This window comes from Sphaerisporangium melleum (genome assembly GCF_014646695.1).
Classification (GTDB): Bacteria; Actinomycetota; Actinomycetes; order Streptosporangiales; family Streptosporangiaceae; genus Sphaerisporangium; species Sphaerisporangium melleum.
In genome coordinates this window covers 46,185-60,726 of the sequence record NZ_BMNT01000013.1, presented here as the reverse complement: position 1 = coordinate 60,726, position 14,542 = coordinate 46,185, and the positions used below count along the sequence as shown (strand labels likewise).

Genomic DNA, 14,542 nt, shown 5'->3' with positions numbered 1-14,542 from the left:
TCGCGACCATCCAGTAGACGGGGAAGACGGCGGCCAGGAACACCACGACGCCGGCCGCGTTCAGCGTGGACGCCTTGAGCCGCCGCACGGCCTTCGGGTTCATCGCACGTCCTCCGTTCGCACGATCTGCCGGACGTACACCCCGGTGATCACCAGCAGGATGAGCGTCAGGACGACCGCGATGGCCGCGCCGAACCCCATCTTGGGCGGGGCGCTGAACGCCTCGGTGTAGGCCCACAACGACAGGTTGAAGGCCTCGCGGTTGGTCGTGCCGCCCGCCAGCACGTACAGCTGCGTGAAGACCTTGAAGTCCCAGATGACCGACAGCACCAGCAGGACCGAGAACACCGGGCGCAGCAGCGGAAAGGTGATCTTCCAGAAGGTCGTCACCGGGCCCGACCCGTCCACCCGCGCCGCCTCGTACAGCTCCGAGGGGATGCTCTTCAGACCGGCGAGCACCGACACCGCGATGAACGGGAACGACGCCCAGACCACGGCGACGACGAGCACCAGGTAGATCGTGGCGGGGGAGTTCAGCCAGGGCCGGCCCGACCAGTCCGACGTGCCGAAGATCAGCTCCGACAGCGGGCCGGGGAGCAGGCCGAGCGCCCAGTTGACCACGCCCGCGTCGGCGTCGAACAGCCACTTCCAGATCACCGCCGTGGCGGTGGGCGGGGTCGCCCAGGCCGCCATGATGCCCACGACGACGAACGTGGACATCGCGCGGCCGAGCCGGTGCAGCAACAGGCCCACGAGTGTGCCGGCGAGAAGGGTCAGCGCGACGGTGACCGCGGCGAACACCACGGTGTTGCGCAGGGACGACCAGAACAGCTCCGACCGGAAGACCTCGGTGTAGTTGCCCGCCCCGAGGAACTCCGCCGGTCGCGGGTTCGGCCTGATCTGCCGCAGTCCCACCTTGTAGAAGGACATCTCCACCATCTGGTAGAGCGGGTAGAGCAGCAGGCCCCCGATGACCAGCAGGCCGGGCAGCAGCAGGGCGTAGGGGACCGCCCACGCGGGCAGCCCGCGCGACCGGCGCGGGGCGGTGGGGCGCCGCGCCGGGGCGGAGGGGGTGGCTCCGCCCCGGTCGAGCGTCGAGGTCTGCGCCATCGTCACTGCTGCTGGTTGAGGATCGTCTCGAGCTCGGCGTTGGCGTCCGCGAGAGCGGCGTCGGCGTTCTTCTTGCCCTCGATGACGGCGCGCGCGGCGTTCTGCAGCACGGCCTTGGTGTCGTTGGCCTGCGCCCAGTCGGGGTCGGCCGGGAAGCCCTTGGCCACCTTGAAGGTCTCGGCGAACGGCGCCTGCACCGGGTCGCTCGCGAACTCCGACAGGGCGTCGGGGTAGAGCGGGAGCAGGCCGCCCTCCTTGGCGTACCGGGTGCCGAACTCCTTGCCCGCGGCGAGCTTGACGTACTCGGCGGCCAGCTCGGGGTTCTTGGCGTCCTGCCACACGGCGATGTCGTTGCCGCCCTGGAAGGCGGGCGCCGGGCCGCTGCCGTCCTTGGCGGGCAGCGAGAAGAACGCCATCTGGTCGTCGCCGATCTTGCCCTTGCTCTGTTCCTTGATGGTGGCGATGTCCCAGCCACCGGTGATGTACATGCCGACCTTGCCGGCCGCGAAGCGCTGGCCGATCTCGACCGAGTTCTGGCCGAGCCGGCTCTTGCCGGACACGCCGTTCTTGGCCACCAGGTCGGTGTAGAACTGGAAGCCTTCCTTGAAGCCGGGCTCGGTCAGCTTGCCGGTCCACTTGCCGCCCTCGAAGGCCGCGAAGTCGCCGCCCGCCGACCAGACGAACGGCGAGAGCGACATGTTGGCGTCCGAGCCGCCGTTGAAGGCGAAGCCGTCGACGTCCTTGCCCTTCTTGGAGACGATCTTCTGGCCGGCGGCGACGAGCTCGTCCCAGGTCTTGGGCACCGTGATGCCGAGGTCGTCGAACCAGTCCTTGCGGTACAGCACGGCCCGGGTGCCGCCGCCCCACGGCGCGGCGTAGACCTTGCCGTCGATCGTCTCGTAACCCCACAGGTTCGGCGGGATCTGCTGGAAGTCGGAGTTCGACCTGACCAGCTCGGTGATGTCGGCGAGCGCGTCCTGCGCGACCCAGGCGGCGACCTGGTCGTTGCCGAACTCGGTGACGTCCGGGCCCGCGCCGCCCGCGAGCGCGGCGGTCCACTTCTTCTGGGCGTCGGGCCAGGGGATCCACTGGACCTCCACGTCGGCGCCGGTCTGCTGCTTGAACGCCGCGTTCAGCTCCGACATGTACTTGTCCTGCACGTCGTTGGGCGCCCCGAGCCGCCAGACGGTCAGTTTCTGCCCGGCGAAGGCCGGGCCGGAGGCGGCGGCGGACGCCTTCGCCGACGGTGCCGCCTGGCCGGCCGGCTCGCCGCTCCCACAGGCGGCGACGGCCAAGGCGAGCACGGCCGTCGTGGCCGTCGCGGTGGCGATCTTTGTGATGTTCACGCTGGGTTCTCCCTTCCCGGCCGCGCGGGGGTCGCGCTCTCCGCAGCGGGCGTGGCCGGGGGCGCACGCCGGCGAAGCGCCGTCCTCGCGCTCTGCGCTGTGACATCCCGAGGCCCTGATCGCTTGCCCGCGGGGTGACTGCCGCTAAACTAACAAGAAACTTTCTTAAAAAAAACCCTGTTAGCGGATCGTGACGAGAGGGCGGCCCATGTCAGGACGACATCCCGGAACGCCGCGGCTGCTGCGCCGGCTCAACGACCGCGCGGCGCTGGAGCTGCTGCTGGCCAACGGGCCGCTCACCCGGGGCGAGCTCGGCGAGCACACCGGCCTGTCCAAGGTGACCTCCGGCCAGCTCCTCGCCCGGCTGGAAGAACGCGGCCTGGTCGAGGTCTCCGGATGGCGACCGGGCGGCCGCGGCCCGAACGCCGCCCTGTACGCCGTCGTGCCCGGCAGCGCGTACGTCGCCGGCCTGGAAGTGCTGCCCGACCGGGTGACCGCCGGCGTCGCCGACATCACCGGCGCCCTGATCGCCGAGGTCGCCGTCGACCCCCTGGAGGCCGGGGAACCGGTCAGGACCGTGCACAGCGCCGTCCGGCGCGCCTGCGAGGCGGCGGGCGTGTCGCTGTCCCGGCTGCGCGCACTGGTCATCGGGACGCGTGGCGTGGTGGACCCGCGGACCGGCGACGTGCGCTTCTCCTTCGACCTGCCGTCCTGGCACGCCGGTGTGCTCGCCGACCTGCGCGCCACGCTCGGCTCCTCGGTGTGGATCGAGAACGACGTGAACCTGGCCGCGCTGGCCGAACACGCCTACGGGGCGGCCCGCGGCACCGGCGACTTCGCCCTGGTGTGGGCGGGAGTCGGGCAGGGCCTCGGCGTCATGCTCGGCGGACGGCTGCACCGGGGCTTCACCGGGGGAGCCGGAGAGATCGGGTGGCTCCCGGTCCCAGGCGAGCCGCTCCCGATCGACGTCGCCGAACCGCAGTCCGGCTCCTTCCAGCGCCTGGTCGGCACCGCGGCCCTCACCCGCCTGGCCGCCGTCCACCACCTGCCCACCCCGGCCACCTCCCAAGCCCCGGTCCGGGTCACCTCCTCGGACCCGGACCCGGTCTGCCCCGCACGCTCCGGCCCGGCCTCCGCCCCGCCTTCATCCGCGTCCTCCGGCCAGGGGTCAGCCCCGGTCGCAGGTGCGGCATCGCCCGCACCCCCGAGGGGGCGCGTCCCCGAGACCGGGGCATCCCGCCCGGCTTCCGGCACCCCGGCCGGTCACCCGTCGGCCGGGGCCGAACTGGTCCGGACGGCCGTCGAGGCCGGAGCGGACGGCTTCCTGGACGAGGTGGCCCGGCGGCTGGCCATCGGCGTCGCCGCGATCACCGTCGTGCTCGACCCGGGCCTGATCGTGCTCAGCGGTGACGTGGGCCGAGCGGGCGGCCGGGCGCTCGCCTGGCGGGTCGAGGAGGCCGTGGCCCGCGTCTGCCCGAGCAGGCCCGCGGTCGCCGTCACCGAGGTCGAGGGCAACGCCGTCCTGCGCGGCGCCCTCACCGCGGCCCTCGACCAAGCCCGCGAAGAGGTCTTCTCCAACACCGTCGACGCCCCTGGCTGACTCTGGCAGGCATGCCGGGGGCCACGGAGTCCGCCATGTGGACAAAAGGACCTCACGGGTCGGGTAAAGGATTGGTTATGTAAGACTTGCTGGTCATGCGCGACATCGTCCTCATCTCCGATCCCCGGGTGACGTCCATTCCTGTCGAGGAGAGCGGCGAGGCGCTGGCCGACGTCCGCGGCGTCCTGGGCGTCGATGGCAGGCTGGCCGACCCGCAGGGGGCCTATGCGCACCTGCGGGAAGGGCTGCTCAACCGGCTCCAGGACGCGCAGCGGCACCTCCCGGACGGCTACCGCCTGCTCGTGGTCGAGGGATACCGCCCGCCGGTGCTGCAGCGGCGCTACTTCGAGGAGTACAAGGACGAACTGCGCGCGGCCTTCCCCGAGATGCCCCCCGACGAACTGCACGTCGCCGCCAGCCGGTACGTCTCGCCCATCGAGGTAGCCCCGCACACGGCGGGCGCCGCGGTGGACCTCACCCTCGCCACCGAGGACGGTGTCGAGCTGGACATGGGCACCCCGGTCAACGCCAACCCCGAACAGAGCGACGGGGCCTGCTACACCGACGCCCCCAACATCTCGGCGGGCGCGCGCGAGCACCGCGAGATCCTCTCGGCCGCGCTGGAGTCGGCGGGCCTGGTCAACTACCCGACCGAGTGGTGGCACTGGTCCTACGGCGACCGCTACTGGGCGATGACCACCGGCGCAGCCACCGCGATCTACGGCCCCCGCACCCTGAGCTGACCGCCGGCGAGGTCAGGCGCGCAGGCGCAGGCCGCGCGGGGTGGGGTGGAAGCCCGCGGCCTCCAGCGCGGCGCCGAGCGGGGAGCCGGTGACGGCCTCGCCATCGGCCTTCTCGACCGTCAGCTTGCCGAGGGCGCCGTCGCGCACGGCCAGCGCCAGAGCGTCGACCGCCGGTTGGAGGCGGTCGTCGTCGGTGAAGGACAGCAGTGTCCTGCCCCCGCGCTCGACATAGAGGATCACCCGGCCGTCCACCAGCACCACGAGCGCCCCCGCCTTGCGTCCCGGCTTGTGGGTGACCTCCCCCGGATGCGCGGGCCAGGGCAGCGCCGCCCCGTACGGGTTCACCGGGTCGGTCGCCGCCAGCACCACCGCCCGCCGCTCGCCCGCCGCGGGCACAGGAGCGCCGGGGGCGGGGAGAGTGGCGGCGATGGCGCGCAGGCGGTCGACGGCGCCGGGCAGCGCGAACTGCGCGCCGCCCAGACCTTCCACGAAGTAGCCGCGGCGGCACCGGCCGGTCTCCTCGAAGGCGCGCAGCACCGGATAGACACCGGCGAACCCCCCGGTGAGCCGCTCGGCCGCCACCGCGCCCTTGGTGAGCACGCCGTGCCGTTCGAGCAGCACCTCGGCCTGCGCGTGGGCGCGCTCGGTGGTGCCGGTGGCCACCTCGGGCAGCAGCCACCAGCGCCCGCTGACCGTCGGCGGCCCCGACCGGCTCGGCAGCACGGCCCGGCGCCGCCGGGTCGAGGCCGGCCGGTGTGCCGGACGCCCGGTGCCGAGCGCGGCGCGCAGTGGGGCGAGGGTGTCGCCCGAGACCCGCCCCGCCCACACCAGATCCCACAGGACGCCGGCGAGCGCGGCGTCGTCCAGCGAGCCGGCCCGGGTGGACAGGTCGCGGAAGAACAGCGCGCCTCCGCCGTCCAGGGCGCTCAGCACCTGCTCGTGCAGCGGGGTCATGGAGATCTCGGCGGGCGCGGGCAGCAGCAGCGGAGCGGTGTCGGCGAAGTACAACGCCACCCAGCCGTCGCCCCCGGGCAGCGCCCCCTGGCCGGCCCACAGGACCTCGCCCGAGGCGGTCAGCTCGTCCAGCAGGGCCGGCTCGTACCCCGGCACCCGGCCAGGCAGCACCAGCGTCTCCAGCGCGGACGCCGGCACCGCCGCGCCCTGCAGACGCTCGATCGCCTGCACCAGGGCGTCCATGCCACGCACTGAACGGCCCTCGGTGATGCCGTGCCAGGCCGGGGCGTACGCGGCGAGCGCCTCCGGCGGCACCGGCTCGACCTCTTTGCGCAGCCGGGCCAGCGAGCGGCGGCGCAGCAGCCGCAGCACGCCCGCGTCGCACCACTCCTCGCCCCAGCCACCCGGCCGGAACTCCCCGGCGACGACCCGGCCCGTGGACGCCAGCCGCCGCAGCGCGTCGGCCACGACCGCGACGCCGAGGCCGAAGCGGCTCGCCGCCGTGGCGGCGGAGAACGGGCCGCGGGTGCGGGCGTGCCGGGCGAGCAGGTCGCCGAGCGGATCGGCCACCGGCGCGAGGAAGGCGTGCGGCACCCCGACCGGCAGCGGCACGCCGAGCGCGTCGCGCAGCCGGGCGGCGTCCTCGATGGCGGCCCACTGCTCGGCCCCGCCCACCCGGACGCGGATCGCCCGCCGCGCGGCCTCCAGCGCCTCCGCCCAGCCCGGGTCGCCGCCCCGCACCGCGATGTCCTCCGGCCGCACCGGCCCGTGGGTGCGCAGCAGGTCGGCGAGATCCTCCGGGTCGCGCAGCGGGCGGTCGAGCCGCGCCAGCTCGCGCTCGGTGTCGGCCACGACATCGGGGTCGAGCAGCTCGCGCAGATCGGCCTCGCCGAGCAGCTCGGCCAGCAGGTGGGTGTCCAGGGCCAGTGCCTGGGCGCGCCGCTCGGCCAGCGGCGCGTCCCCCTCGTACATGAAGGCGCCGACGTAGGTCAGCAGCAGCGAGGAGGCGAACGGCGACGCCTGGCTCGTCTCCACCTCGACCACCCGCACCCGGCGGGCGGCGATGTCACGCATCAGCCCCACCAGCCCCGGCACGTCGAAGACGTCCTGCAGGCACTCGCGCATGGTCTCCAGCACGACGGGGAACGAGCCGTACTTGCCGGCGACCTTGAGCAGGTCGGCGGCCCGCTGACGCTGCTGCCACAGGGGTGAGCGCCTGCCGGGAGTGCGGCGGGGCAGCAGCAGCGCCCGCCCGGCGCACTCGCGGAACCGGGACGCGAACAGCGCCGACCCGCCGAGCTCCTCGGTCACGATCTGCTCGATCTCGTCGGCGTCGAACACCGCCACGTCGGTGGGCGCGCCCTCCAGCGTGTCGGGGATGCGCAGCACGATGCCGTCGTCGGAGTGCAGGGCCTGGACGTCCACGCCGTACCGTTCGCGCAGCCGCCGCCCGATCGCGAGGGCCCACGGCGCGTGGACGCGGGCGCCGAAGGGGCTGTGCACCACCACCCGCCAGTCGCCGAGCTCGTCGTGGAAGCGCTCGATGAGCAGGGTGCGGTCGTCGGGGACGTACCCGGTGGCCTCGCGCTGCTCGGCGAGGTAGGAGAGCAGGTTGCCGGTGGCGAAGGCGTCGAGCCCCGCCGCGGCCAGGCGGCCGGTCTCGCCCGCCGACAGCTCGCGGACGAAGGCGCCCAGCGCCCGGCCCAGCTCGGCCGGGCGGCCGAGGGTGTCACCGTGCCAGAACGGCAGCTTCCCGGGCCGGCCGGGGGCGGGGGAGACCAGCACCCGATCGGCGGTGATGTCCTCGATGCGCCAGGAGGTCGCCCCCAGCACGAAGACGTCGCCCACGCGGGACTCGTACACCATCTCCTCGTCCAGCTCGCCGACCCGCCGGCCGCCGCGCCCGGTGTCGCCGCCGGCCAGGAAGACGCCGAACATGCCGCGGTCGGGGATGGTGCCGGCATTGGTGACCGCGAGACGCTGCGCGCCGGGACGGCCGGTCAGGCGGCCGGTCACGCGGTCCCACACGATGCGCGGGCGCAGCTCGGCGAACTCCTCGCCGGGGTAGCGCCCGGCCAGCATGTCCAAGGTGGCCTCGAGGGCGCTCCTGGGGAGCGTGGCGTACGGGGCGGCCCGCCGCACCAGGGTCTCCAGCTCGTCGACGGTCCACTCGTCCAGCGCGCACATGGCGACGATCTGCTGGGCGAGGACGTCGAGGGGATTTCGGGGGTAGCGCATCTCCTCGATCTCGCCGGACTTCATGCGCTCGGCGACGACGGCGGTCTGCAGCAGGTCGCCGCGGTACTTGGGGAAGATCACGCCCTTGGAGACCGCGCCCACCTGGTGGCCGGCCCGGCCGATGCGCTGCAGGCCGCTGGCCACGCTGGGCGGGGCCTCGACGCAGGCCACCAGGTCGACCGCGCCCATGTCGATGCCGAGCTCGAGGCTGGAGGTGGCGACGACGGCCGGCAGGCGCCCCGACTTGAGGGCCTCCTCGATCTGGGCGCGCTCCTCCTTGGACACCGACCCGTGGTGGGCGCGGACGATCTCGGGCAGCGCCCCGGCGCTCGCCCCCGCCTGCGCCATCATCGCCGCGGGAGTGGAGATCGAGGCCAACGGCCGCGGAGCCCCGTCACCCCGGGACCGGGCGCCGGCGGAGAACTCGTCTGCCGAGGCGGCAGGCAGTGGGCCGCCGGCGTGCGGCGCGGCCGTTCGCGGGGCGTCGCCGGCGGAAAGGTCGCCTCCTGCCGGGGTCGTCCAGAGGTCGTCGGGAGAGAACGGGGCCGCCTGGCCGGCGGCCGCCTCTTCGTGGGCCAGCTCGTTGAGCCGGGTGCACAGGCGTTCGGCCAGGCGCCGGGAGTTGGCGAAGACGATGGTCGAACGGTGCGCCTGTATGAGGCCGAGCAGGTGCGCCTCCACATGAGGCCAGATGGACCGCCGCGCCGGAGGCTCCAGCCAGGCCGCCTCGTCATCGCGGGGCGGCCCCTGCGGTGGGACGACATCCAGCTCGGTCATGTCCTCCACAGGGACGACCACGTCCACCTCGATGACCTTCTCGGACGGCGGCTGGATGACCGTCGTCGGACGCGAGCCCCCCAGGAAGGTCGCGACCTCGCTCACCGGACGCACCGTGGCCGACAGGCCGATGCGCTGCGCCGGCCGGCTCAGCAGCGCGTCGAGCCGCTCGAGCGTCAGCGCCAGATGGACTCCGCGCTTGGTCGCCGCCACCGCGTGCACCTCGTCGACGATGACCGTCTCGACGTCACGCAGCGCCTCACGGGCCTGGCTCGTCAGGATCAGGTAGAGCGACTCTGGCGTGGTGATCAGGATGTCGGCCGGGGCGGTGGCGAAGCGCCGGCGGTCCTCGGCCGTGGTGTCGCCCGAACGCATGGCCACCGAGATCTCGGGGGCGGGCAGGCCGAGGCGCCGGGCCGTCTGCTTGATGCCGGTGAGCGGGGCGCGCAGGTTGCGTTCGACGTCCACGGCCAGGGCCTTCAGCGGCGACACGTAGACCACCCGGCACCGACGGGGAGCGCCCTTGTCCCGCGCTCGCCCGGCGGTCTTTCTCCCGCCTGCGCCGCTTCGGCGACCCGCACCGCCCTGATGGCCCGCGTCGCTCTCGTGAGCGGTTCCGGTGGCCATGTGATCGGCGGCGAGGCGGTCGAGCGACCAGAGGAAGGCGGCGAGGGTCTTGCCCGACCCGGTCGGGGCCACGACGAGGGTGTTGTCCCCCTGCGCGATCGACCGCCACGCCCCCTCCTGCGCAGACGTGGGCGCGGCGAAGGCGTCGGTGAACCACTGCCTGGTCACCGGAGTGAAATGGTCGAGCGCGGATCCGGTCACCGCTTCATCATGCAACCCGCCACCGACAGAACGCGCCACCACCCGTCCCGGCACTGCTCATCAGCGGAGAGAAGGCATCGTCGTCGGCTCCGGGGCCTGCCCGCGGAGTCCAGTGGCGCAAGGGTCGGCGGGCCCGGACTTGACATAGGGCCTGTCCGGAATATCCCGTGGAGTATGGACATCGATTACGCGGCCATCGAGGCGACTCGAGAGCGGATCCGCGAGCACCACCTTCGCGCACAGCGGCCGGAGAGCAGCGCGCGTGGACTGCACCACTTCGCGCTGATCTGCTCCGACGTCGAGCAGACCATCCGGTTCTACCAGGGGCTCCTGGAGTTCCCGCTGACCGAGATCTTCGAGAACCGCGACTACAAGGGTTCCAACCACTTCTTCTTCGACATCGGCAACGGCAACCTGCTGGCCTTCTTCGACCTGCCGGGGCTCGACCTCGGGCCGTACCAGGAGGTGCTCGGCGGCCTGCACCACATCGCGATCTCCGTCGAGCGCGGCAAATGGGAGAGGCTGAAGGACAAGCTGGACGCCGCCGGGGTGCCGTACCAGGTCGAGAGCGACGCCTCGATCTACCTTCGCGACCCCGACGGAGCGCGCCTGGAGTTGCTGGCCGACCCGCTCGGCGAAATGTACGGCTCGCGCGTGCTGTGACCGCGGCGGGGAGCGGGAGCGGCCCGCCGCGGGCGCGGTCCCCGGAAAGGGTGGCGCCGGCCGGGCGCGGTCCGCGCACGCCGGCCCGGCGACCATACTGAAGGCATGCGCCTGACGGAGTTCTGGAACCGGATGAACCGCCACTTCGGCGAGACGTACGCCGAGTCCTGGGCGCGTGACTACGTCATCGCCGGGCTCGGCGGCCGCACCGTGATACAGGCGCTCGCCGAGGGCGAGTCCGCCAAGGACGTGTGGCGCGCCGTCTGCCAGGTCACCGACGTCGACTCCCGCCTGCGCTGAAGACGCCGCCCGGCGGTTGCCGGCCCGGCCGTCCTTCCCGCTGTGCTCCGGCCCGCCCCCTGCCGGGGGCGCGTCCGTCGGGGGCCGTGCGCCACCCGGTGAGCGTCTCCCGGGTTCCGCCCGCCGTGGCGGCGGTGTGGGGCGTTGACCTGTGATCGAACAGTCGTTCGGCTATATTGGGCATGCCGAGCCGCCGACGTCCTGGCCCGCCTCCAGGAAATTGTCGGTGGCACCCCGTAGCTTGCGAGCGACGGAAACGACTTCGACTCAACCCTCCAGGGGGCACTCCATGGCAGCCAACGACCGCGAGAAGGCCCTTGAGACCGCGCTCGCCCAGATCGAGCGGCAGTTCGGCAAGGGCTCTGTCATGCGCCTCGGCGACGACGCACGAGCTCCCATCGAGGTGATCCCGACCGGGGCCATCGCGCTCGATGTCGCCCTCGGCATCGGCGGCTTCCCCCGCGGCCGCATCGTCGAGATCTACGGTCCCGAGTCCAGCGGTAAGACCACCGTGGCGCTGCACGCCGTCGCCAACGCGCAGCGGGCCGGCGGCATCGCGGCGTTCATCGACGCCGAGCACGCGCTCGACCCCGACTACGCCCGCAAGCTCGGCGTGGACACCGACGCCCTGCTGGTCTCCCAGCCCGACACCGGTGAGCAGGCCCTCGAGATCGCCGACATGCTGATCCGCTCCGGCGCGATCGACCTCCTCGTGATCGACTCGGTGGCGGCCCTCGTGCCCAAGGCCGAGATCGAGGGCGAGATGGGCGACAGCCACGTCGGCCTGCAGGCCCGCCTCATGTCCCAGGCCCTGCGCAAGATCGCCGGCGCGCTCAACAACACCGGCACGACCGCCATCTTCATCAACCAGCTCCGCGAGAAGATCGGCGTGATGTTCGGCTCGCCCGAGACCACGACCGGCGGCAAGGCGCTCAAGTTCTACGCCTCGATCCGGCTGGACGTCCGGCGCATCGAGACGCTCAAGGACGGCACCGAGCCGGTCGGCAACCGCACCCGGGTCAAGGTCGTCAAGAACAAGATGGCCCCGCCCTTCCGCCAGGCCGACTTCGACATCCTCTACGGCATCGGCATCTCCCGTGAGGGTGGCCTGATCGACATGGGGGTCGAGCACGGCTTCGTCCGCAAGGCCGGCGCCTGGTACACCTACGAGGGCGACCAGCTCGGCCAGGGCAAGGAGAACGCCCGCAACTTCCTGAAGAACAACCCCGACATCGCCAACGAGATCGAGAAGAAGATCAAGGAGAAGCTCGGCGTCGGCCCGCGCCTCGACACTCCGGCCGAGCCCGCCGCTCCTCCCGCCCCGGCCGCCGCTCCCGCCGGGCGTGGCGCCAAGGCTCCCAAGCCGGGCGACGTGTGATCGGGCCTCAGCCTGTGCCGATGCCTGATCAGAGTTGATCCGCCATGCCCGCACGCGACGACGCCCCCGGCCACCCGCGGCCCGGTGACTGGGGGGCATGGCCGCAGGAGCCGGCACCCGGCTCGGCGGCGGCCGCCGGGCCCGCGGCCGATCCCGAGGCGGTGGCGCGGGCGGTCTGCCTGCGGCTGCTGACCCTGGCGCCGCGCACCCGCGCCCAGCTCGCCGAGGCGCTGCGCAAGCGGAACGTCCCCGACGAGGCCGCCGAGACGGTCCTCGCCCGGTTCTCCGACGTCGGGCTCATCGACGACGAGGCGTTCGCCGCGGCGTGGGTGAGCTCCCGGCACGCCGGGCGCGGCCTGGCCCGGCGTGCCCTGGCCGCCGAGCTGCGCACCCGCGGCGTCGAGGAGGAGGTCGTGCGCGACGCGGTCGACCGGCTCGACCCCGACCAGGAGTACGAGACCGCTCGCGGGCTCGTGGCCCGCAAACTGCGCGGCACCCGTCACCTGGAGCCCGCGGCCCGGGTCCGCCGGCTGGCCGGCATGCTCGCCCGCAAGGGCTACTCGGGCGGCCTCGCCTACCGCGTCGTCCGAGAGGCACTGGAAAACGAGGGCGCTCCCACCGACGACCTCCCCGACTCCTTCGACTGATTCCCGGCAGGGGATGAGGTGGGCAAGACCGTCGTGGAGAAGGTCGTGCTGATCGGGCCGGCCGTCGGCGCACCGAGGGCTCGACCGGCACCGATGACGGATGCGTGGCGACCTCGGCGCAGGCCGTCACTGTAGGTGCGATGATGGTGATGGCATGTGATCGCGCACGAGGAGGCAGCCGATGACCACGGCCCTTCCCGAGTGGTTCTACCCCGGGCCTCCCGGCGGGTGGACCGCCGACATGCTCGATCGGCTTCCCACGGACGCGCCGCCGCACGTCGAACTGATCGATGGGTCACTCATCATGATGTCGCCGCGGAGCGCCTTCCACATGCTCATGCTCCGGCTCCTCGAACGTGAGCTCGACCCGCCGGACGAGCTGTTCGTGGTGCGCGAGATGAGTGTGACCCTGGGTGTCAGGCAGCGTCCTGAGCCGGACATCCTCATCGTGAAGCGCGCCGCGATGGCCGATCTCACCAGGACGTCCTTCCGGCCCGAGGACGTCCACCTGGTCGTCGAGGTCGTCTCGCCGGAGTCGGTCGAGCGTGATCGGACCACCAAACCGATCAAGTACTCCGATGCGGGCATCAGGTTCCTGTGGCGGGTCGAGCAGGAGGAGGCCGCTCCGGTGGTCTACACCTTCGAGCTGGAGCCCAGTGTCAAGGCGTACGTCCCGACCGGGGTTCACCGCGGGCGGTTGCGGACGTCCATCGGGTTCGACGTGGACATCGACCTCGATCTCGGGCGGCTCGTGCGCTGAGTCACAGGTCGCGCAGGGCGGGGAGGAGCTCCTTCTCGGCCCAGCCGAGGAACTCACGCTGATGGTCGCCGCCCACCTGCACCAGCGCGACGTGGGTGAAGCCCGCGTCGGTGAACTTCTTGACGGCGCGCACCACCGCGTCCACGTCCGAGCCGCAGGGGACCTGCTCGGCCACGTCCTCCGGCTGGACGAACTGCGCGTAGGCCTCGAAGTTCACCGGTCCCGGCAGTTCGGACAGCACCTTCCAGCCCGCGGGGAACCATCTCCACAGCCGGTGGGCCCGCTGCCTGGCCGCTTCGGCGTCGGTGTCGTAGCAGACGGCGAGCTGTCCGAAGACCGGCTTCCCGGCGCCTCCGGTGGCATGGAACCGCGACACCAGCTCGGCGTCGGGCTGGACGGCGATGAGGGCGTCGCCGTACTCGGCGGCGAGGTCGGCCGACTGGGGCCCGGAGGCGGCGACGCCGATCGGCACCGGCTCGCAGGGCAGGTCGTAGAGCTTGGCGGAGTCGACGGTGAAGTGGTCACCGCGATAGCTGACGTACTCGCCGGTGAACAGCGCCTGGATGATCTCGACGGCTTCGCCGAACATCTCGTGCCGGATGTTGACCGGTGGCCAGCCACGCCCGAGGACGTGCTCGTTGAGGTTCTCGCCGGCGCCGAGGCCGAGGGTGAAGCGGCCGTCCGACAGCGCCCCCGTGGTCGCCGCCTTCTGGGCGACCACGGCCGGGTGGTAGCGCATGATCGGGCAGGTGACGTAGGTCATGAACGGGATGCGTTCGGTCGCCTGCGCCACGGCGCCGAGCACCGACCAGGCGTAGGGGGAGTGCCCCATGTCCTCCAGCCATGGGAAGTAGTGGTCGGAGATGATCTCGTAGTCGAACCCCGCCTGCTCGGCGGCCACGGCGTCTTCGACGAGCCGTTTGGGCGGGGACTGCTCGCACATGAGCGTGTAGCCGATCTCTGCCATGGCGGCCCCATACCCCGCCGATCGCGGAACGTGCCCACGGCCCGCAAAATCTTCCAGGTCCCGCCCTGGGACCTAGAGATCTCTCATGACCGTACATCGACCCGCTTTGCTGATTTATCCCTGCATACAGGGATAAATCAGGCAGACGAGGGGCTCGTCTCGCTGCGTCGAAGGGGGCGAAACGGGTTTGACGGGCGGACTTTGCTTGCTCGTTACCTCTCTGACGCTTAA

At 72.4% G+C, this 14,542-nt stretch carries 11 protein-coding genes; 7 read left to right on the top strand and 4 right to left on the bottom strand.

The features are described from left to right. Positions 1 to 99 precede the first annotated feature (99 nt). Entirely contained in the window at positions 100 to 1,110 is a 1,011-nt protein-coding gene (locus IEY93_RS13265) for a carbohydrate ABC transporter permease (protein WP_189163329.1), read from the bottom strand. A 2-nt stretch (positions 1,111 to 1,112) separates the two neighbouring features. Beyond that, positions 1,113 to 2,456, bottom strand: coding sequence for an extracellular solute-binding protein (locus IEY93_RS13260; RefSeq protein WP_189163328.1), 1,344 nt, complete (start codon positions 2,454 to 2,456; stop codon positions 1,113 to 1,115). Positions 2,457 to 2,664: 208 nt separating this feature from the next. Here IEY93_RS13260 and IEY93_RS38110 point away from each other — a divergent pair, with 208 nt between their 5' ends. Both IEY93_RS38110 and IEY93_RS13250 read left to right on the top strand, forming a co-directional pair. Beyond that, entirely contained in the window at positions 2,665 to 4,056 is a 1,392-nt protein-coding gene (locus IEY93_RS38110; protein ID WP_229691099.1) for an ROK family transcriptional regulator, read from the top strand. A 95-nt stretch (positions 4,057 to 4,151) separates the two neighbouring features. Next, on the top strand, positions 4,152 to 4,799 hold the full coding sequence (locus tag IEY93_RS13250) for a M15 family metallopeptidase (RefSeq protein WP_189163327.1): 648 nt from the start codon (positions 4,152 to 4,154) through the stop codon (positions 4,797 to 4,799). A gap of 12 nt (positions 4,800 to 4,811) precedes the next feature. Here the strand turns inward: IEY93_RS13250 and IEY93_RS13245 are convergent, their stop codons facing one another. Next, a complete protein-coding gene (locus tag IEY93_RS13245) occupies positions 4,812 to 9,596 on the bottom strand; it encodes an Lhr family helicase (protein WP_229691098.1) in 4,785 nt (1,594 codons plus the stop codon). A 174-nt stretch (positions 9,597 to 9,770) separates the two neighbouring features. Between IEY93_RS13245 and IEY93_RS13240 the strand changes: the two genes are divergently transcribed. The 5 genes from IEY93_RS13240 to IEY93_RS13220 all read left to right on the top strand — a co-directional run bounded on the left by IEY93_RS13240 (position 9,771) and on the right by IEY93_RS13220 (position 13,344). Beyond that, positions 9,771 to 10,259: a VOC family protein gene (locus IEY93_RS13240; RefSeq protein WP_189163326.1), complete on the top strand. Its 489-nt coding sequence runs from the start codon at positions 9,771 to 9,773 to the stop codon at positions 10,257 to 10,259. Between the two features lie 105 nt (positions 10,260 to 10,364). Beyond that, positions 10,365 to 10,559, top strand: a complete 195-nt coding sequence (locus IEY93_RS13235) for a DUF3046 domain-containing protein (protein WP_189163325.1) — start codon at positions 10,365 to 10,367, stop codon at positions 10,557 to 10,559. Between the two features lie 289 nt (positions 10,560 to 10,848). Then, positions 10,849 to 11,937 carry a recombinase RecA gene (recA, locus tag IEY93_RS13230; RefSeq protein ID WP_189163324.1) on the top strand — a complete coding sequence of 363 codons (1,089 nt, stop codon included), beginning with the start codon at positions 10,849 to 10,851 and terminating at the stop codon, positions 11,935 to 11,937. 44 nt (positions 11,938 to 11,981) lie between these two features. Then, complete coding sequence (recX, locus tag IEY93_RS13225; protein ID WP_189163323.1) at positions 11,982 to 12,584, top strand: recombination regulator RecX; 603 nt, start codon at positions 11,982 to 11,984, stop codon at positions 12,582 to 12,584. Between the two features lie 181 nt (positions 12,585 to 12,765). Beyond that, complete coding sequence (locus IEY93_RS13220) at positions 12,766 to 13,344, top strand: Uma2 family endonuclease (protein ID WP_189163322.1); 579 nt, start codon at positions 12,766 to 12,768, stop codon at positions 13,342 to 13,344. Position 13,345: 1 nt separating this feature from the next. On the opposite strand, the gene IEY93_RS13215 is transcribed toward IEY93_RS13220, so the two are convergent. Next, complete coding sequence (locus IEY93_RS13215; protein ID WP_189163321.1) at positions 13,346 to 14,311, bottom strand: LLM class F420-dependent oxidoreductase; 966 nt, start codon at positions 14,309 to 14,311, stop codon at positions 13,346 to 13,348. Positions 14,312 to 14,542 lie beyond the last annotated feature (231 nt).